The 18,780-nt window shown below is 69.2% G+C and carries 14 protein-coding genes; 12 read left to right on the top strand and 2 right to left on the bottom strand.

The window, feature by feature from the left end; all coding sequences use genetic code 11:
- Positions 1–3 precede the first annotated feature (3 nt).
- From nuoE to nuoN, 10 genes are read left to right on the top strand one after another with little or no spacing between them, the layout of a single operon-like run.
- Positions 4–825, top strand: a complete 822-nt coding sequence (gene nuoE, locus ABD366_RS03405) for an NADH-quinone oxidoreductase subunit NuoE (RefSeq protein WP_324776477.1) — start codon at positions 4–6, stop codon at positions 823–825.
- A complete protein-coding gene (gene nuoF, locus ABD366_RS03400) occupies positions 825–2,192 on the top strand; it encodes an NADH-quinone oxidoreductase subunit NuoF (RefSeq protein WP_324776343.1) in 1,368 nt (455 codons plus the stop codon). The genes nuoE and nuoF overlap by 1 nt, the downstream gene beginning before the upstream one ends.
- Complete coding sequence (locus ABD366_RS03395; RefSeq protein WP_324776345.1) at positions 2,189–4,687, top strand: NADH-quinone oxidoreductase subunit G; 2,499 nt, start codon at positions 2,189–2,191, stop codon at positions 4,685–4,687. The genes nuoF and ABD366_RS03395 overlap by 4 nt, the downstream gene beginning before the upstream one ends.
- A gap of 11 nt (positions 4,688–4,698) precedes the next feature.
- The gene (gene nuoH / locus ABD366_RS03390) at positions 4,699–6,072 is read left to right on the top strand and encodes an NADH-quinone oxidoreductase subunit NuoH (RefSeq protein ID WP_324776479.1); all 1,374 of its coding nucleotides are present in this window, start codon (positions 4,699–4,701) and stop codon (positions 6,070–6,072) included.
- Positions 6,065–6,709, top strand: coding sequence for an NADH-quinone oxidoreductase subunit NuoI (nuoI, locus tag ABD366_RS03385; RefSeq protein WP_324776347.1), 645 nt, complete (start codon positions 6,065–6,067; stop codon positions 6,707–6,709). Before nuoH ends, nuoI begins: the two co-directional genes overlap by 8 nt.
- Positions 6,706–7,518, top strand: a complete 813-nt coding sequence (locus ABD366_RS03380; RefSeq protein ID WP_324776349.1) for an NADH-quinone oxidoreductase subunit J — start codon at positions 6,706–6,708, stop codon at positions 7,516–7,518. Before nuoI ends, ABD366_RS03380 begins: the two co-directional genes overlap by 4 nt.
- Positions 7,515–7,814, top strand: coding sequence for an NADH-quinone oxidoreductase subunit NuoK (gene nuoK, locus ABD366_RS03375; protein ID WP_004927567.1), 300 nt, complete (start codon positions 7,515–7,517; stop codon positions 7,812–7,814). The genes ABD366_RS03380 and nuoK overlap by 4 nt, the downstream gene beginning before the upstream one ends.
- A gap of 15 nt (positions 7,815–7,829) precedes the next feature.
- A complete protein-coding gene (gene nuoL / locus ABD366_RS03370) occupies positions 7,830–9,731 on the top strand; it encodes an NADH-quinone oxidoreductase subunit L (RefSeq protein WP_324776352.1) in 1,902 nt (633 codons plus the stop codon).
- Positions 9,732–9,736: 5 nt separating this feature from the next.
- Positions 9,737–11,329, top strand: coding sequence for an NADH-quinone oxidoreductase subunit M (locus ABD366_RS03365; protein ID WP_324776354.1), 1,593 nt, complete (start codon positions 9,737–9,739; stop codon positions 11,327–11,329).
- Positions 11,326–12,975: an NADH-quinone oxidoreductase subunit NuoN gene (nuoN, locus tag ABD366_RS03360; RefSeq protein WP_324776356.1), complete on the top strand. Its 1,650-nt coding sequence runs from the start codon at positions 11,326–11,328 to the stop codon at positions 12,973–12,975. The genes ABD366_RS03365 and nuoN overlap by 4 nt, the downstream gene beginning before the upstream one ends.
- A gap of 80 nt (positions 12,976–13,055) precedes the next feature.
- Here the strand turns inward: nuoN and ABD366_RS03355 are convergent, their stop codons facing one another.
- Positions 13,056–13,658 (bottom strand): Uma2 family endonuclease, encoded by a 603-nt coding sequence (locus ABD366_RS03355; protein WP_324776358.1) that lies wholly within the window; start codon positions 13,656–13,658, stop codon positions 13,056–13,058.
- A gap of 205 nt (positions 13,659–13,863) precedes the next feature.
- Here ABD366_RS03355 and recQ point away from each other — a divergent pair, with 205 nt between their 5' ends.
- Positions 13,864–15,846, top strand: a complete 1,983-nt coding sequence (recQ, locus tag ABD366_RS03350; protein WP_324776360.1) for a DNA helicase RecQ — start codon at positions 13,864–13,866, stop codon at positions 15,844–15,846.
- 146 nt (positions 15,847–15,992) lie between these two features.
- Here recQ and fahA read toward each other — a convergent pair whose 3' ends face one another.
- Positions 15,993–17,240 (bottom strand): fumarylacetoacetase, encoded by a 1,248-nt coding sequence (fahA, locus tag ABD366_RS03345; RefSeq protein ID WP_324776363.1) that lies wholly within the window; start codon positions 17,238–17,240, stop codon positions 15,993–15,995.
- 282 nt (positions 17,241–17,522) lie between these two features.
- On the opposite strand from fahA, the gene ABD366_RS03340 reads away from it, so the two are divergent.
- Positions 17,523–18,773, top strand: coding sequence for a carboxylate--amine ligase (locus ABD366_RS03340; RefSeq protein WP_324776365.1), 1,251 nt, complete (start codon positions 17,523–17,525; stop codon positions 18,771–18,773).
- The last annotated feature ends 7 nt before the right edge of the window (positions 18,774–18,780 follow it).

The raw sequence follows: 18,780 nt of genomic DNA, 5'->3' as shown, positions 1-18,780 counted from the left end.
GGCATGCCCCAACTGCCCGCGCCCGCCTACCCGGACGACGTCCGGGCCCGGCTCGAGACGGACGCGAAGGAGATCATCTCCCGCTACCCCGGCTCCCGCTCGGCGCTCCTCCCGCTGCTCCACCTCGTCCAGGCGGAGGAGGGCCATGTCACGCGCACCGGAATGCAGTTCTGCGCGGACATGCTCGACCTGACCACCGCCGAGGTCACCGCCGTCGCGACCTTCTACACGATGTACCGGAGGGCCCCCAGCGGCGACTACCAGGTCGGCGTCTGCACCAACACCCTGTGCGCCGTCATGGGCGGCGACGCCATCTTCGAGTCGCTCCAGGAGCACCTCGCCGTCGGCAACGGAGGCACCACCGACGACGGCAAGATCACGCTCGAGCACATCGAGTGCAACGCGGCCTGCGACTTCGCCCCCGTGGTGATGGTCAACTGGGAGTTCTTCGACAACCAGACGCCCGAGTCCGCCAAGCGCCTCGTCGACGACCTGCGCGCAGGAGCGCAGGTGTCACCGACGCGCGGCGCCCCCTTGTGCACGTTCAAGGAGACGGCGCGCATCCTGGCCGGCTTCCCCGACGAGCGCGAGGGCGCCGTCGAGGCGAGCGGCAGCGCCGGACCGGCGTCCCTGATCGGACTCCGGCTCGCCAAGGGCGAGACGCCGCCCGCGCGCGTGGTCCACCCGCGCACGGAGGTCGTCGACGGCGATGCACCGCACGAGCCGTCACCCGGCGAGCACCTGAGCTCGCACGACGCGCCGCAGTCCACATCGGCCTCCGACCCGTCCCACCCAGCGGGTCCTGCCGCCGAGGAGGGGGAGTGATGACCTTGGCAGCCGAGATCGAGAACAACGACACCAGCCCGGAGAAGGTACTCGCACCGGTCCTTTCCGCCTTCTGGGACGAGGACAAGTCCTGGTCTTTGGATGTGTACCGCCGGCACGACGGATACGAGGGACTGCGCAAGGCCCTCGCGATGGAGCCGGACGATCTCATCGCCTATGTGAAGGACGCGGGGCTTCGCGGGCGTGGTGGCGCCGGGTTCCCGACCGGGATGAAGTGGCAGTTCATCCCGCAGGGAGACGGCAAACCGCACTATCTAGTTGTCAACGCCGACGAATCGGAGCCGGGGACCTGCAAGGACATCCCGCTCCTCTTCGCGAACCCGCATAGCCTCATCGAGGGCATCGTGATCGCCTGTTACGCGATCCGTTCCGAGCACGCGTTCATCTACTTGCGCGGTGAAGTGGTCCCCGTACTGCGGCGCTTGCACGAGGCCGTGCGCGAGGCCTACGCCGCGGGGTATCTCGGGCAGAACGTCCTCGGGTCCGGTCTCAACCTTGAACTCACGGTGCACGCCGGCGCGGGCGCGTACATCTGTGGTGAGGAGACCGCACTCCTGGACTCGCTCGAGGGCCGGCGTGGCCAGCCGCGACTGCGTCCTCCCTTCCCTGCCGTCGCGGGCCTCTACGCGTGCCCCACTGTGGTGAACAACGTCGAGTCCATCGCGTCGGTTCCCGCGATCCTTCATCGGGGCAAGGACTGGTTCAAGTCGATGGGCAGCGAGAAGTCGCCCGGCTTCACGCTCTACTCGCTCAGCGGCCACGTCGTCTCGCCCGGCCAGTACGAGGCCCCGCTCGGCATCACGCTGCGCCAGCTCCTCGACATGAGCGGCGGCATCCGACCGGGTCACCGCCTCAAGTTCTGGACCCCGGGCGGCAGTTCGACCCCGATGTTCACCGAGGAGCACCTCGACGTGCCCCTCGACTACGAGGGTGTCGGCGCCGCCGGATCGATGCTCGGCACCAAAGCGCTCCAGTGCTTCGACGAGACGACCTGCGTGGTCCGGGCGGTCACCAGGTGGACCGAGTTCTACGCCCACGAGTCCTGCGGCAAGTGCACCCCGTGCCGCGAAGGGACGTACTGGCTCGTGCAGTTGCTGCGCGACATCGAGGCCGGCAAGGGCTCCCTGGACGACCTCGACAAGCTGAACGACATCGCCGACAACATCAACGGCAAGTCGTTCTGCGCCCTCGGTGACGGCGCCGCATCGCCGATCTTCTCCTCGCTCAAGTACTTCCGCGCGGAGTACGAGCAGCACATCACGGGCAAGGGCTGCCCCTTCGACCCGGCCCGCTCGACGCTCTGGGCGGATGGGTCCGACCAACACCGCACGGAGGTGAACGCGTGACTGTGACCACCAACGCTCCCTCCGGGGGCGGCGAGGCGGCCGTTCCGCCCGAGGACCTCGTCTCGCTGACCATCGACGGCATCGAGGTCAGCGTGCCCAAGGGCACCCTGGTCATCCGGGCCGCCGAACAGCTCGGCATCGAGATCCCCCGGTTCTGCGACCATCCGCTCCTCGACCCGGCCGGCGCCTGCCGCCAGTGCATCGTGGAGGTGGAGGGCCAGCGCAAGCCGATGGCGTCCTGCACCATCACCTGCACCGACGGCATGGTGGTCAAGAGCCAGCTCTCCTCGCCCGTCGCCGAGAAGGCGCAGCACGGCGTGATGGAGCTGCTGCTCATCAACCACCCGCTGGACTGCCCGGTCTGCGACAAGGGCGGCGAGTGCCCGCTGCAGAACCAGGCGATGTCGCACGGCCAGGCCGAATCACGCTTCGAGGGCAGGAAGCGCACCTACGAGAAGCCGGTACCGATCTCCACGCAGGTGCTGCTCGACCGTGAGCGGTGCGTGCTGTGCGCGCGCTGCACCCGGTTCTCGAACCAGATCGCGGGCGACCCGATGATCGAGCTGATCGAGCGCGGCGCGCTTCAGCAGGTCGGCACGGGCGAGGGCGACCCCTTCGAGTCGTACTTCTCCGGGAACACCATCCAGATCTGCCCGGTCGGCGCGCTGACCTCGGCGGCGTACCGTTTCCGTTCCCGGCCCTTCGACCTGGTGTCGTCGCCGTCGGTGTGCGAGCACTGCGCCGGGGGCTGCGCGACCCGTACCGACCACCGGCGCGGCAAGGTGATGCGCCGCCTCGCGGCGAACGAGCCCGAGGTCAACGAGGAGTGGATCTGCGACAAGGGCAGGTTCGGCTTCCGGTACGCGCAGAAGCCGGACCGGCTGACGACGCCCCTGGTGCGCGACGCCGAGACCGGTGAGCTGCGGGCGGCGTCCTGGCCCGAGGCGCTGGAGACCGCCGCGCGCGGGCTCGAGACGGCGCGCGGCCGCGCCGGTGTCCTCACCGGGGGCCGGCTGACCGTCGAGGACGCCTACGCGTACAGCAAGTTCGCGCGCGTCGCCCTCGCCACGAACGACATCGACTTCCGCGCGCGCGTGCACAGCAGCGAGGAGGCCGACTTCCTGGCCGCACGGGTCGCGGGCCGCGGCCGTGATCTGGACGGCAGCGGAGTCACGTACAAGAAGCTGGAGAAGGCGCCCGCGGTGCTGCTCGTCGGCTTCGAGTCGGAGGAGGAGGCGCCCGGCGTCTTCCTCAAGCTCCGCAAGGCCTGGCGCAACCACGGGCAGAAGGTCTTCTCGCTCGCCACGTATGCGACGCGTGGCCTGGAGAAGGCGGGCGGCACGCTGCTGCCCGCCGCGCCCGGCACCGAGACCGAGTGGCTGGACGCGCTCGCCTCCGGCGTCGGCCTGGAGGAAGGCGGCGGGGCCGCCGCGGAGGCGCTGCGCACCGAAGGCGCGGTGCTCGTCGTCGGCGAACGGCTCGCGGCCGTCGCGGGGGGACTCACCGCCGCCGTACGGGCCGCGTCCGCTACCGGCGCCGAGCTGGTGTGGATCCCGCGGCGGGCCGGCGAGCGCGGCGCTGTCGAGGCGGGCGCGCTGCCGTCGCTGCTGCCGGGCGGCCGTCCGGCGACCGACCCGCGCGCGCGGGACGAGGTCGCCGCCGCCTGGGGAGTGGCCGAACTGCCGCACCGCTTCGGGCGGGACACCGGCCAGATCATCGAGTCCGCGATCAGCGGCGAGCTGCGGTCCCTGGTCGTGGCGGGCGTCGAGATCGCCGATCTGCCGAACCCGGCACGCGCGCGTGAAGCGCTTCACGAGGTCGGGTTCCTGGTCTCCCTGGAGCAGCGGCCCAGTGAGGTCACCGAACACGCGGACGTCGTGCTTCCGGTGGCCGCGGTCGCCGAGAAGGCGGGCACGTTCCTCAACTGGGAGGGCCGGGTCCGGATGTTCGAGGCGGCGCTCAAGCCCGACCAGATGACGCGCCGCGTCGCGCCCACGGACGCGCGCGTGCTGCAGATGCTGGCCGACGCCATGGACGTCCACCTGGGGCTGCCCGATCTGCGGGCCGCGCGCGGCGAGCTGGACCGCCTCGGCAACTGGGACGGGCCGCACGCCACCGAACCGCTGGAGACCGGCGCCCCGGTGCCGCGCCCGGCGGCGGGCGAGGCCGTTCTCGCCGGGCACCGGCTGCTGCTGGACCAGGGCCGCCTCCAGGACGGCGACGAGGCGCTCGCCGGTACGCGGCACGCCGCCCACGCGCGTGTGTCCGCCGCCACGGCCGCCGAGTCGGGTGTGAAACACGGCGATCTGCTGGCGGTCACCGGCCCCGGGGGTGTGGTCGCACTGCCTCTCCAGGTCACGGAGATGCCGGACCGCGTGGTGTGGCTGCCGCTCAACTCCGCGGGCGGCGGCGTCGCTTCGGACACCGGTGCCGTTCCCGGCGACCTGGTGAAGATCGGCCCGGCGCCCGCCGAGGCCGCGGAGGTGCAGTCATGAGCCCCACGGCAGTGAGCCCAGTGGCACTCGAGGACCTGTCGATGTTCGGCACCGACCCGTGGTGGCTGGTCGTCGTCAAGGCGGTGTTCTGCTTCGCCTTCCTGATGGTGACCGTGCTGTTCTCCATCGTGTGGGAGCGCAAGGTCGTCGCCTGGATGCAGCTGCGCATCGGCCCGAACCGGCACGGCCCCTGGGGCATGCTCCAGTCGCTCGCCGACGGCATCAAGCTGATGCTCAAGGAAGACCTGGTCGTCAAGCGCGCGGACAAGGTGGTCTACATCCTTGCGCCGATCGTCGCCGCGATCCCGGCCTTCATGGCGATCGCCGTGATCCCGTTCGGCCCTTCGGGCGGCGAGGTCTCGATCTTCGGTCACCGTACGGCGATGCAGCTCACCGACCTGCCGATCGCGATGCTGTACATCCTCGCGGTCGCCTCCGTCGGCATCTACGGCATCGTCCTCGCCGGCTGGTCCTCCGGGTCCACGTACCCGCTCCTGGGCGGTCTGCGGTCCTGCGCGCAGATGATCTCGTACGAGATCGCGATGGGTGCCGCGTTCGCCTCGGTGTTCCTGTACTCGGGTTCGATGTCGACCTCGGAGATCGTCGCGCAGCAGCACGACCGCTGGTACATCGTCCTGCTGCCGGTCTCGTTCCTGATCTACATCGTGACGATGGTCGGCGAGACGAACCGCGCTCCGTTCGACATGCCGGAGTCCGAGGGCGACCTCGTGGGCGGCTTCAACACCGAGTACTCGTCCATCAAGTTCGCGATGTTCATGCTCGCCGAGTACGTGAACATGGTGACGGTCTCGGCGGTGTCGGTGACGCTCTTCCTGGGCGGCTGGCGCGCACCGTGGCCGGTCTCGACGTTCTGGGAGGGTGCGAACCACGGTTGGTGGCCGATGCTCTGGTTCGTCGTCAAGGTCCAGTTGCTGCTGTTCTTCTTCATCTGGCTGCGCGGCACACTGCCACGCGTGCGCTACGACCAGCTGATGAAGCTCGGCTGGAAGGTGCTCATCCCGGTCTCCGTGGTGTGGCTGATGCTCGTCGCGACCGTGCGGACCCTGCACAACGAGAACTACGACTTCGCCGACATCGCGCTGTACATCGGCGGCGCCATCCTCCTGATCCTGCTGCTGTCGTTCGCCGTGGACATCTTCCGCGACCGGGGCGACAAGCAGCGTGCGCAGGCCGAGGAGCCGGTCGCCTTCGACCCGATGGCAGGCGGATTCCCCGTGCCCCCGCTGCCCGGACAGACCCTGCCACCCGTGCCGCGCCGACGCTCGCGCCAGGAGCGGGAGTTGATTGTCAGTGGTGGGCCCGATACTGCGAGTGACGAATCACTCGGCGGATCTCGTGATGGAAAGGAGGCGTCCGATGGCTGACGAGAACGAGAAGGACACCGCGCCCGGGTTCATGAACCCCGTTGCAGGCTTCGGTGTGACCTTCAAGGCCATGTTCAAGAAGCGGCTGACCGAGCAGTACCCGGAGCAGGAGAAGGTCACTGCTCCCCGCTTCCACGGCAGGCACCAGCTCAACCGCCATCCGGACGGCCTGGAGAAGTGCGTCGGCTGCGAGCTGTGCGCATGGGCCTGCCCGGCGGACGCCATCTACGTGGAGGGCGCGGACAACACCGAGGAGGAGCGCTACTCCCCGGGCGAGCGGTACGGCCGCGTCTACCAGATCAACTACGCCCGCTGCATTCTGTGCGGCCTGTGCATCGAGGCGTGCCCCACGCGCGCGCTGACGATGACGAACGAGTTCGAGCTGGCCGACAGCAGCCGCGCCAACCTGATCTACACCAAGGAGCAGCTGCTCGCCGGGCTCGACGAGGGCATGGTCGAGTCGCCGCACTCGATCTTCCCCGGCATGGACGAGCAGGACTACTACCGGGGGCTCGTGACCGAGGCGGCGCCCGGTACCGAGCGTCAAGTGGCCGTCAGCAAGGGCGAGACGCCCCAGGAGGCGGCCACCACCTTCGGTGAGGACGAGCCCGCGTCGGAGCAGGTGATCCGCCGATGATGCAGCTCGCCGCCTCCTACTCCACCTCCACCGGCGAGGCCTTCCAGTTCTGGGTCCTCGGCACGGTCGCCGTCATCGGCGCCCTGTGCACGATTTTGATGAAGAAGGCCGTGCACAGCGCCCTGTGCCTCGCCGGGACCATGATCATCCTTGCGGTGTTCTACCTGGCCAACGGCGCGTACTTCCTCGGCATCGTGCAGATCGTCGTCTACACCGGCGCGATCATGATGCTGTTCCTCTTCGTGGTCATGCTCGTCGGTGTCACCGCCGCGGACTCCTTGACGGAGACCATCAAGGGGCAGCGCTGGCTGGCCGCCCTGTGCGGGCTCGGCTTCGGGGTCCTGCTGGTCGCGGGCATCGCGAACGCCTCGCTGAAGCAGTTCAACGGACTGGGCAAGGCCAACGCGAACGGGAACGTGGAGGGGCTCGCCGCCCTCATCTTCACCAAGTACGTCTTCGCCTTCGAGATCACCGGCGCCCTGCTCATCACGGCCGCCGTCGGAGCCATGGTGCTCACGCACCGCGAGCGCACCGAGCGCGCCAAGACCCAGCGCGAGCTGGCCGAGCAGCGCGTACGCGAGGGCAAGCACCTGCCGCCGCTGCCCGCCCCCGGTGTCTACGCCCGGCACAACGCGGTGGACATCGCCGGCCTGCTGCCCGACGGCACCCCCTCGGAGCTCACGGTCATGCGGACCCTGCGCGACCGCGGCCAGATCCGGGACGTCTCGAACGAGGCGCTGAGCGATCTGAAGGCCCTGGAGCAGCGCTCGGCCGACCGCCTCGGGCGTTCAGAGGAGGCGTCGAAGTGAATCCCGTCAACTACCTGTACCTCGCTGCCCTGTTGTTCACGATCGGCGCCACCGGCGTGCTCATCAGGCGGAACGCGATCGTGGTGTTCATGTGCGTCGAGCTGATGCTGAACGCGTGCAACCTCGCGTTCGTCGCGTTCTCCCGGATGCACGGCAACCTCGACGGCCAGATCATCGCGTTCTTCACGATGGTCGTCGCCGCCGCGGAGGTCGTCGTCGGGCTCGCGATCATCGTGTCGCTGTTCCGTTCCCGCCACTCGGCCTCGGTCGACGACGCCAGCCTGATGAAGCTGTAAGGGGCCGCGAACCACATGAATGCAGAGAACTTGATTGCGCTGCTGGTAGCGGCGCCCCTGCTGGGAGCGGCCGTACTGCTGTGCGGCGGGCGGGCGCTGGACCGGGTGGGTCATCTGCTCGGCACGCTGCTCGCGGCCGTCTCCTTCGTGATCGCCGTCGTGCTCTTCACCGACATGCTCGGCAAGAGCCCGGAGGACCGCACGCTCAGTCAGTACCTGTTCAGCTGGATCCCCGTCGAGGGCTTCCAGGCGGACGTCGCCTTCCAGCTGGACCAGCTGTCGATGACGTTCGTCCTGCTGATCTCCGGTGTGGGCACGCTGATCCACATCTACTCGATCGGGTACATGGAGCACGACGAGCGGCGCCGCCGCTTCTTCGGCTACCTGAACCTGTTCGTCGCGGCGATGCTCCTCCTGGTCATCGCGGACAACTACCTGCTGCTGTACGTCGGCTGGGAGGGCGTGGGCCTCGCCTCGTACCTCCTCATCGGCTTCTGGCAGCACAAGCCGAGCGCGGCCACCGCCGCGAAGAAGGCGTTCCTGGTCAACCGCGTCGGCGACATGGGTCTGTCGATCGCGATCATGCTGATGTTCACGACCTTCGGGACGTTCGCCTTCAAGCCGGTGCTCGACAGTGTCGGTGACACGTCCGAGGGCAAGCTCACCGCGATCGGCCTGATGCTGCTGCTCGCCGCGTGCGGCAAGTCGGCGCAGGTCCCGCTGCAGTCCTGGCTCGGGGACGCGATGGAGGGCCCGACCCCGGTCTCGGCCCTCATCCACGCCGCGACCATGGTGACCGCGGGCGTGTACCTGATCGTGCGCTCCGGGGCGATCTTCAACGCGGCACCGGACGCGCAGCTGGTCGTCACCATCGTCGGCGCGGTCACGCTGCTGTTCGGTGCGATCGTCGGTTGCGCGAAGGACGACATCAAGAAGGCCCTGGCGGGCTCGACGATGTCGCAGATCGGCTACATGATCCTGGCCGCGGGCCTCGGCCCCATCGGCTACGTCTTCGCGATCATGCACCTGGTGACGCACGGCTTCTTCAAGGCCGGGCTCTTCCTCGGCGCCGGTTCGGTCATGCACGGCATGAACGACGAGGTCGACATGAGGAGGTACGGAGCCCTCAGGAAGTACATGCCGGTCACCTTCGTGACGTTCGGCCTCGGGTACCTCGCCATCATCGGCTTCCCGGGCCTGTCCGGCTTCTTCTCCAAGGACAAGATCATCGAGGCGGCGTTCGCGAAGGGCGGGACGGAAGGCTGGATCCTCGGCTCCGTCGCCCTGCTCGGCGCGGCCATCACCGCGTTCTACATGACCCGCGTGATGATCATGACCTTCTTCGGTGAGAAGCGCTGGCAGCCCGACGCCGAAGGGCATGAGCCGCACCCGCACGAGTCGCCGTCGTCCATGACGATCCCGATGATCGTGCTCGCCGTCGGCTCCGTCTTCGCGGGTGGCTTCTTCTCCATCGGCGACCGCTTCCTGAAGTGGCTGGAGCCGGTCACCGGGCACGAGCACGGCCACCCGCCGATCAGCGCGGGCGTTGTCACCGGCGCCACCATGGTGTGCCTGGTCATCGGTGTCGGCATCGCCTGGCTCCAGTACGGGCGCCGGACGGTCCCGGCCGTCGCCCCGCGCGGCTCGCTGCTCACCCGCGCCGCCCGCCGCGACCTGCTCCAGGACGACTTCAACCACGTCGTCCTCGTCCGCGGCGGCGAGCACCTCACCCGTTCGCTGGTCTACGTCGACCACACCCTGGTCGACGGGGTGGTCAACGGGACGGCGGCTTCGGTGGGCGGCCTCTCCGGCCGGCTGCGCAAGCTCCAGAACGGCTACGTGCGCTCGTACGCCGTCTCGATGTTCGGCGGTGCGGCACTCATCGTCGCCGTGACCCTGCTGATGAGGGCGGTCTGATACCGATGTCCTTTCCTCTGCTGACAGCGACGGCGGTGCTTCCGGCCGTGGGCGCGATCGCCACGGCCGCCGTGCCGGCGAAGCAACGCACCGCGGCCAAATGGCTCGCCCTGCTCGTCTCGATCGGGACGCTCGTCCTCGCGGCGATCGTCGCGGTCCGGTTCGACCCGGGCGGCGGCCGCTACCAACTGACCGAATCCCATGCGTGGATCGCGGACTTCGGGGTCCGCTACGAACTGGGTGTGGACGGCATCGGGGTCGCGCTCGTCGCGCTGACCGCGCTGCTCATCCCGTTCGTCATCCTCGCCGGCTGGCACGACGCGGACCCGCAGGACGCAGCCGATTCCCGCAGTGTCGCCACCGGCCGGTGGCGGCCGACGCAGGGCTTCTTCGCCCTGATCCTGCTGGTCGAGGCGATGGTGATCATCTCCTTCGAGGCCACCGACGTCTTCCTCTTCTACATCTTCTTCGAAGCCATGCTCATCCCGATGTACTTCCTCATCGGCGGCTTCGGGGACCGGGCGGGCCCACACGGCGAGAAGGAGGCGGCCACCCAGCGTTCGTACGCGGCCGTCAAGTTCCTCCTCTACAACCTCGTCGGCGGCCTCATCATGCTGGCCGCCGTCATCGGCCTCTACGTGGTCGCGGGGAACTTCTCGCTCCAGGAGATCGCCGAGGCGCGGGCCAACGGCTCGCTCGACATGGCGACCAACACCGAACGATGGCTCTTCCTCGGGTTCTTCTTCGCCTTCGCGGTGAAGGCCCCGCTGTGGCCGCTGCACACCTGGCTGCCGAACGCGATGGGCGAGGCCACGGCCCCGGTCGCCGTACTGATCACGGCAGTTGTCGACAAGGTCGGCACGTTCGCGATGCTCCGCTTCTGCCTCCAGCTGTTCCCGGAGGCGAGCAAGTGGGCGACACCGGTCATCCTGGTGCTCGCCCTCATCAGCATCATCTACGGAGCACTGCTCGCGGTCGGCCAGCGCGACATCAAGCGCCTGGTGGCGTACGCGTCGATCTCGCACTTCGGCTTCATCATCATGGGCATCTTCGCGATGACCAGCCAGGGCCAGTCCGGTGCGACGCTCTACATGGTCAACCACGGTATTTCGACAGCCGCGTTGATGCTCGTCGCCGGGTTCCTGATCTCGCGGCGCGGCTCGCGGCTCATCGCGGACTACGGGGGTGTGCAGAAGGTCGCCCCGGTGCTCGCCGGCACGTTCCTGATCGGCGGCCTCGCGACGCTCTCGCTGCCGGGGCTCGCCCCGTTCGTGAGCGAATTCCTCGTCCTGGTCGGCACGTTCACGCGCTACCCGGTGATCGGCATCATCGCCACCTTCGGCATCGTCCTCGCCGCGCTCTACACGCTGGTCCTCTACCAGCGCACCATGACCGGCCCGGTGAAGCCCTCGACCGAGGGGATCGCCGACCTGCGCGTGCGTGAGCTCGCGGTCGTGGTCCCGCTGATCGGCGTACTGATCTTCCTGGGTGTGTACCCGAAGCCGCTCACCGAGCTGGTGAACCCGGCGGTCAAGCACACCATGTCCGACGTCCAGAAGAAGGACCCGAAGCCGGAAGTGGAGGCGGCCCACAAGTGAGCGCTTCAGCCGTCCACAGCCTGTGGACAACTGCCGCCGATCCGATCTCCAAGATCGACGCACCGAAGATCGAATACGGGCAATTGTCCCCGACCTTGATCGTCATCGGTGCCGCCGTCCTGGGGGTCCTGGTCGAGGCCTTCGTGCCCCGCAAGGCCCGTTACTACGTCCAGGTGTTCCTGTCCGTCGTCGCTCTCGCCGCCGCCTTCGCCGCGGTCGTGGCGCTGGCCGCCGGCGGATACGGCACGACGAAGGCGCACATCGCGGCCATGGGCGCGATCGCCGTCGACGGACCGGCCCTCTTCCTGCAAGGCACCATCCTGCTGGCCGGGATCGTCGCGATCTTCACGTTCGCGGAGCGCCGACTCGATCCGGAGGCACACGGCAACCGCGTCGACTCGTTCGCCGCGCAGGCCGCGTCCGTACCCGGCAGCGACAGTGAGAAGGCCGCGGTCAAGGCCGGGTTCACCACCACCGAGGTGTTCCCGCTCGCGCTCTTCGCCATCGGCGGCATGCTCGTCTTCCCCGCGGCGAACGACCTGCTGACGCTGTTCATCGCCCTGGAAGTCTTCTCCCTCCCGCTCTACCTGCTGTGCGCCGTGGCCCGCCGCAAGCGGCTCATGTCGCAGGAGGCCGCGGTCAAGTACTTCCTGCTCGGCGCGTTCGCCTCCGCCTTCACCCTGTTCGGCATCGCGCTCCTCTACGGCTACGCGGGCTCGGTCTCGTACGCCACCATCGCGAGCGTCGCCGACGGCTCGGTGCAGAACATCGACCCGGCCCTCGCCGACACCATGGGCAACGACGCGCTGCTGCTGATCGGCATGGCGCTCGTCGTCATGGGCCTGCTGTTCAAGGTCGGCGCCGTCCCCTTCCACATGTGGACCCCGGACGTCTACCAGGGCGCGCCCACACCGGTCACCGGCTTCATGGCGGCCGCCACGAAGGTCGCCGCGTTCGGTGCGCTGCTGCGCCTGCTCTACGTCGTCCTGCCGGGGCTCCGCTGGGACTGGCGGCCGGTCATGTGGGCCGTCGCCATCGTCACGATGCTGGCCGGCGCGATCGTCGCGATCACGCAGACCGACATCAAGCGGCTCCTCGCGTACTCGTCGATCGCGCACGCCGGGTTCATCCTCGCGGGTGTCATCGCGACCAGCCCGGACGGTGTCTCCTCGGTCCTCTTCTACCTGGGCGCTTACTCCTTCGTCACGATCGGCGCCTTCGCCGTGGTGACGCTGGTGCGCGACGCGGGCGGCGAGGCCACGCACCTGTCGAAGTGGGCAGGGCTCGGCCGGCGCTCACCGCTGGTGGCGGCCGTCTTCGCGATCTTCCTGCTCGCCTTCGCGGGTATCCCGCTGACCTCCGGGTTCGCGGGGAAGTTCGCGGTGTTCAAGGCGGCGGCCGAGGGCGGCGCGGGCGCACTCGTCGTGGTCGGTGTGGTGTCGTCGGCGATCGCCGCGTTCTTCTACATCCGCGTGATCGTCGTCATGTTCTTCAGCGAGCCGAAGGCGGACGGGCCGACCGTCGCCGTGCCGTCGCCGCTGACCATGACGACGATCGCGGTGGGCGTCGCGGTCACGGTCGTGCTCGGCCTCGCGCCGCAGTACTTCCTTGACTTGGCGAGCCAGGCGAGCGTCTTCGTGCGGTAGCGCTCCGCTGAGCATGCGTGAGCCCGGTCCCTGCTGTGAACGGGGCCGGGCTTTCGGCTGTCCGGAAGAGGGCGGGGCTTTCAGGCGGTCCTGTCGCGCCGGGCCTTGATCGCCGTGAGGTCCAGGTCGGCCGTGAAGGGCGCGTCGACCTTCATGCGCTCGCGGAAGATCCCGACGCTGACGTAGGCGCCGGTGGTCGGCTCCAGCTCGAAGGCGTGGACCACGGCCTTGCCGTTCTCGTCCTCCACGCGCCAGTAATGCGGAATCCTGGCGTGGGCGTACTTCAGGTGCTTGGTCTCCCGGTCACGGGAGACGGAGTCGGGGGAGACGACTTCGATGGCCAGGATCACGGCCTCGGCGGGAAAACGGGTCTGGTCCGGGCCCTCGACGACGTCTTCCCGGACGACGACAACGTCCGGCTCGGGGCGGTTCTGGCGGTCGATGTCGATGGTGAACTCGCGAACCACTTCGAACTGCGACGGCGCCAAGGACTGCAACTGCCAGTTGAAGAAATCAATGGTGCGCGTGTGAAACATGGTCTGCGGACTTACGAAGACCAGACTCCCGTCAATCAATTCCGTGTGCGGAGGAAGATTCGGAAGCCGGTCCAGGTCGTCGGCTGAGTAGCCGCCCTCGGGCGGCATCGGCCAGGCACGCTCGGACGCCTTCGGTTCGATGCTCATCAGTGCTCCCATGGGACGGAGTCTCGCCGGAGGTTCCAGGCTAACCGTCAGTAATGATCCGGTCTCATACGGACGTGTGAACGACGTCGCGGCTGTGACGAAGTTATCCACAGGTGCTGCTGTGGATAACTCACGGGCTGTCGGTCCGGGCCCCTATCGTTGCGGGGGAAGTCGAGAGCGGCGAGCGGCAGGACGGGACTGGGACATGAGCGAGGTCATCGAGAGCGAGGCGCTAGCCACGCTGCATCGCGTCTTCGGGTACGACGCCTTCCGCGGCGAGCAGGAAGCGGTCATCGAGCACGTGGTCAGCGGCGGGGACGCCGTCGTCCTCATGCCGACCGGTGGCGGCAAGTCGCTCTGCTACCAGATCCCGGCCATGGTCAGACCCGGTACGGGTGTCGTCGTGTCGCCGCTGATCGCGCTCATGCAGGACCAGGTGGACGCGCTGCGGGCGCTCGGCGTGCGCGCCGGGTTCATGAACTCGACGCAGGACTTCGACGAGCGGCGGATCGTAGAGGCCGAGTTCCTCGCGGGCGAGCTGGACGTCATCTATCTGGCGCCGGAGCGGCTGCGGCTCGACTCCACCCTCGATCTGCTCTCCCGCGGCAAGATCTCCGTCTTCGCCATCGACGAGGCGCACTGCGTGGCGCAGTGGGGGCACGACTTCCGCCCCGACTACCTGGCGCTCTCCGTCCTCGGGCAGCGCTGGCCCGACGTGCCGCGCATCGCGCTCACCGCGACGGCGACACATGCCACGCACCAGGAGATCACCCAGCGCCTGGGCATGCCGGACGCCAAGCACTTCGTGGCCAGCTTCGACCGGCCCAACATCCAGTACCGGATCGTCGGCAAGGCCGACCCGAAGAAGCAGCTGCTCACCTTCCTCAAGCAGGAGCACGAGGGCGACGCGGGCATCGTGTACTGCCTGTCGCGCAAGTCGGTCGAGGCGACGGCGGAGTTCCTCAGCAAGAACGGGATCGAGGCCGTGCCGTACCACGCCGGCCTCGACGCGGGCACGCGCGCGGCGAACCAGTCCCGGTTCCTGCGCGAGGAGGGCCTCGTCGTCTGCGCGACCATCGCGTTCGGCATGGGCATCGACAAGCCGGACGTCCGGTTCGTCGCCCACCTGGACCTGCCGAAGTCCGTCGAGGGGTACTACCAGGAGACGGGCCGCGCGGGCCGTGACGGGCTGGCGTCCACGGCGTGGATGGCGTACGGGCTCCAGGACGTCGTCCAGCAGCGGAAGCTGATCAACATGGGGGAGGGGGACGAGGCGTTCCGCCGCCGTGCCTCGTCCCACCTCGACGCGATGCTGGCGCTCTGTGAGACGGCCCAGTGCCGCAGGACCCAGCTGCTCCAGTACTTCGGCCAGGACCCGCAGTCCGCCGACTGCGGGAACTGCGACACGTGCCTCAGCCCGCCCGAGACCTGGGACGGCACGGTCGCCGCGCAGAAGATCCTCTCCACGGTGGTGCGGCTCGACCGGGAGCGCAGGCAGAAGTTCGGCGCGGGCCAGATCATCGACATCCTGATGGGCCGGCGCACGGCGAAGGTCATCCAGTTCGACCATGACCAGCTCTCCGTCTTCGGGATCGGCGAGGACCTGAGCGAGGCCGAATGGCGGGGCGCGGTGCGGCAGTTGCTGGCGCAGGGCCTCATCGCGGTCGAGGGCGAGTACGGCACGCTGGTGCTCACCGAGGAGAGCGGAAGCGTACTGGGGCGGCAGCGGGAGGTGCGGCTGCGCAAGGAGGCGCCGAAGCCCGCCGCGGCCCGGTCGTCCTCGCGCGACCGCAAGGCCAAGTCGCCCGCGGCCGATCTGCCGCAGGAGCTGATGCCGGTCTTCGAGGCACTGCGGTCCTGGCGCGGGGCCCAGGCGAAGGAGAACGGGGTCCCGGCGTACGTCATCTTCCACGACGCGACGCTCAAGGAGATCGCGACCCAACGCCCCACGTCGCTCGCACAGTTGGGCACCATCGGCGGCGTGGGCGAAAAGAAGCTGGCGACTTGGGGGGAGGGCGTGCTCGAGGTTCTGGCCGGGCTGGACGAGGCCGGAGCCGGGGGCGCCGCGGATTCCGGTGCCGACCGCCCCGCCTCTGGGCTGCTGCCCGGCTCCCGCGCCGCCGCGGAGGAGCGGGAGCCCGAGCCGGACTTCGGGCCCGAGCCAGAGCCGGAGGACATCGACTGGTGAGGAGCTGTCGGCGGTCGGGCGGTGAGCTGCGGCGCCGGTACGGGGCGGCAGGCTGGGCCGCCACGCACCAGCGCGCGTACGCGGGTCTCTGAGGGCCTGCCTTAAGAGCCTGGCGGGTCTCCGAGAGCCTGCCTTAAGGGCTTGCCTTAAGAGCCTGCCGGAAGAGGCGCCACGATCCTGCCCGTGACCTCTCCCAGGCCCACCCTCGTACCGTTCGCCCCCGGGGCCCAGGCCGACAGGGTGACCACGTCGCCGTTCTCGAGGAAGCCCCGTTTGCCGTCGGGGAGTTCGAGGGGGTGGCTGCCGTTCCAGGTCATCTCGATGAGCGAGCCGCGCTCGTTCTCCTCGGTGCCGCTGATGGTGCCGGAGCCGTAGAGGTCGCCGGTGCGCAGGGAAGCGCCGTTGACCGTCATATGGGCCAGCATCTGGGCGCCGGTCCAGTACATGCCGGAGAAGGGGGGCTCGGAGATGACGTGGCCGTTGAGGGAGACCGTGATGCGCAGGTCGTAGCCCGCGGGGTCCAGGGACGGGTCGGCGTCGTCCAGGTAGGGGAGCAGCGGGACCGAGCGCTCCGGTGCGGTGACGCGCGCCGCGTCCAGTGCCTCGAGCGGCGTGATCCACGCGGAGATCGACGTCGCGAAGGACTTGCCGAGGTGCGGGCCGAGCGGCACCGTCTCCCAGGACTGGATGTCGCGCGCCGACCAGTCGTTGAGGAGGCAGAGCCCGAAGACGTGGTCGCGGTAGGCGGAGAGCGGCACGGCGGTGCCCTGCGCGGAGGGAGCCCCCACCACGTAGCCGACCTCCGTCTCGATGTCGAGGCGGACCGAGGGGCCGAAGACGGGGGCCGGGTCGGCCGGGCCCTTGCGCTGACCGGAGGGGCGTACCACGTCGGTTCCGGAGACGACAACGGTGCCGGACCGGCCGTGATAACCCACCGGCAGATGCTTCCAGTTGGGCTTCAGCGGCTCCTCGTCGGGGCGGAAGAGGCGCCCGAGGTTCGAGGCGTGGTTCTCGGAGGCGTAGAAGTCGACGTAGTCCGCGACGTCGAAGGGGAGGTGCAGGGTGACCGCGGAGAGCGGGTGCAGGAAGGGCAGGACGGTTTCGCGGTGGGCGGGCACCGTCACCCAGGCGGTCAGCGCGCGGCGCACGTCGGACCAGGCCGTACGGCCCGCCGCCAGCAGGGGGTTGAGGCTGGGCCGCGCCAGGAGTGAGACATAGGGGGAGCCGAGGGCCGAGGCCGCGGCGCCCGCGTCGAGGACGTGGTCGCCGAGGCGGACGCCGATCCGGCGTGCGCCGTCGGGGCTCTCGGAGAAGATTCCGTAGGGAAGGTTGTGCGGGCCGAAGGGATCGCCTTCAGGGAGGTCGAGCGGGGTGTGCTCGGGCGTGCCAGCCATGCCTACCTGCCTCACTTTCCATCGAGTGCCGTTCACGTTACGTGGGAGACGCCGGTTCGGGCAGTGCCTAAAGGGTTCGTAATGTCCGGATGACCCACTGTTGGAGGGGTCCGTTCCGGCTTAGCGTCAATGTCCGGGGACGCGGACGGGGTGGGTCCGTGTCCGAGGGGGATACGGACACGTGGGGGGCTCGTGGCCAGGAGCGCCGGTAGTGCTCGCAGAGGTGCTGGAAATGCGACGATCGCAGCGGGCCGGTCGACACCGACCGCCGCCGGCCGGTCCGTGCCGTTCGCCGTGGACCGGTCCGTGCCGGGACTCATCGTCAAGTTCGGCAACTATCCGCTGCACCACGGAGGTGTCGGCGCCATCCGCAGTCTGGGCCGCCTCGGTGTGCCCATGTACGCGATCACCGAGGACCGTTACACCCCCGCCGCCGCCTCGCGCTATCTGCACCGGGCCTTCCCCTGGCGGACCACCGGGGCGGAGGAGCCCGCGCGCCTGGTCGACGGACTGCTGCGCATCGCGCGCCGGCTGGGGCGGCCCACGGTGCTGATCCCGACGGACGAGGAAGCCGCCGTCCTCATCGGCGAGCACCAGGAGCCGCTCGCCGGGGCGGGCTACCTCTTTCCGCGCGTGGACCCGGAGTTACCGCGCCGCCTCGCCAGCAAACAGGGGCTGCACGAGCTGTGCGTGGAGCACGGGATTGCGTCACCCGCGGCCACGTTCCCGGCCGGTTACCCGGACATCGAGGAGTTCGCCGAGAAGGCCCGCTTCCCGGTCGTCGCGAAGAACCGGGAGGCGTTCACGCGCCGCAGCCGCCCGGCGGTGAACGGGACGACGCGGATCGCGACCCCCGAGCGGCTGCGGGAACTCGCCCAGGGCTGGGGCGAGCGCCCCGGGGTGATCCTCCAGGAGTACCTGCCGCGCGAGGACGCCGAGGACTGGATCGTGCACGCCTACTTCGACCAGGACTCCACGCCCCGCGCGATGTTCACCGGGGTCAAGGTCCGCTCGTGGCCGCCGCACGCGGGCATGACGGCCCACGCGTACGTCGTCGACAACCCGGAACTCGCGGACATCGCCGCGCGTTTCATCAAGCAGATCGGCTTCACCGGCATCATCGACCTCGACCTGCGCTTCGACCGGCGCGACGGACAGTACAAACTGCTCGACTTCAATCCACGGATGGGCGCCCAGTTCCGCCTGTTCGAGAACGAGGCGGGGGTGGACGTCGTCCGCGCCATGCACCTCCAGCTCACCGGCCGCTCCGTTCCGGAGGGGGAACAGCGGGCGGGCCACCGGTACGTGGTCGAGAACATCGACCTGCCGGCGCTGCTCGCCTACCGGCGCAGCGGCTACACGACCCCGCACGCCCCGCACCGCGCGAGCGGCACCGAGCTGGCGTGGTGGGCGGCCGACGACCCGCGGCCGTTCTTCACGATGCTCGCCCGCCTCGTACGGCCGGGGACGAGGCATCTCTACCAGCTGTGGCGGGCCAACCGCCGCGGCGGCACGGCCGGTGCGCCCGCCTGAGCGCGGG

The organism is Streptomyces kunmingensis, assembly GCF_039533535.1.
Classification (GTDB): Bacteria; Actinomycetota; Actinomycetes; order Streptomycetales; family Streptomycetaceae; genus Streptomyces; species Streptomyces kunmingensis.
The sequence above is the reverse complement of the archived record's forward strand: the minus strand, read 5'-3'. Positions and strand labels throughout refer to the sequence as shown.

Excerpts from the sequence above, each read along its gene's own strand:
- ABD366_RS03365 (WP_324776354.1), top strand. The coding sequence starts at position 9,737 with ATGTCCTTTCCTCTGCTGACAGCGACGGCGGTGCTTCCGGCCGTGGGC.
- nuoE (WP_324776477.1), top strand. The coding sequence starts at position 4 with ATGCCCCAACTGCCCGCGCCCGCCTACCCGGACGACGTCCGGGCCCGG.
- ABD366_RS03355 (WP_324776358.1), bottom strand. The coding sequence starts at position 13,658 with ATGAGCATCGAACCGAAGGCGTCCGAGCGTGCCTGGCCGATGCCGCCC.
- nuoF (WP_324776343.1), top strand. The coding sequence starts at position 825 with ATGACCTTGGCAGCCGAGATCGAGAACAACGACACCAGCCCGGAGAAG.
- nuoI (WP_324776347.1), top strand. The coding sequence starts at position 6,065 with ATGGCTGACGAGAACGAGAAGGACACCGCGCCCGGGTTCATGAACCCC.
- fahA (WP_324776363.1), bottom strand. The coding sequence starts at position 17,240 with ATGGCTGGCACGCCCGAGCACACCCCGCTCGACCTCCCTGAAGGCGAT.
- ABD366_RS03380 (WP_324776349.1), top strand. The coding sequence starts at position 6,706 with ATGATGCAGCTCGCCGCCTCCTACTCCACCTCCACCGGCGAGGCCTTC.
- recQ (WP_324776360.1), top strand. The coding sequence starts at position 13,864 with ATGAGCGAGGTCATCGAGAGCGAGGCGCTAGCCACGCTGCATCGCGTC.
- nuoL (WP_324776352.1), top strand. The coding sequence starts at position 7,830 with ATGAATGCAGAGAACTTGATTGCGCTGCTGGTAGCGGCGCCCCTGCTG.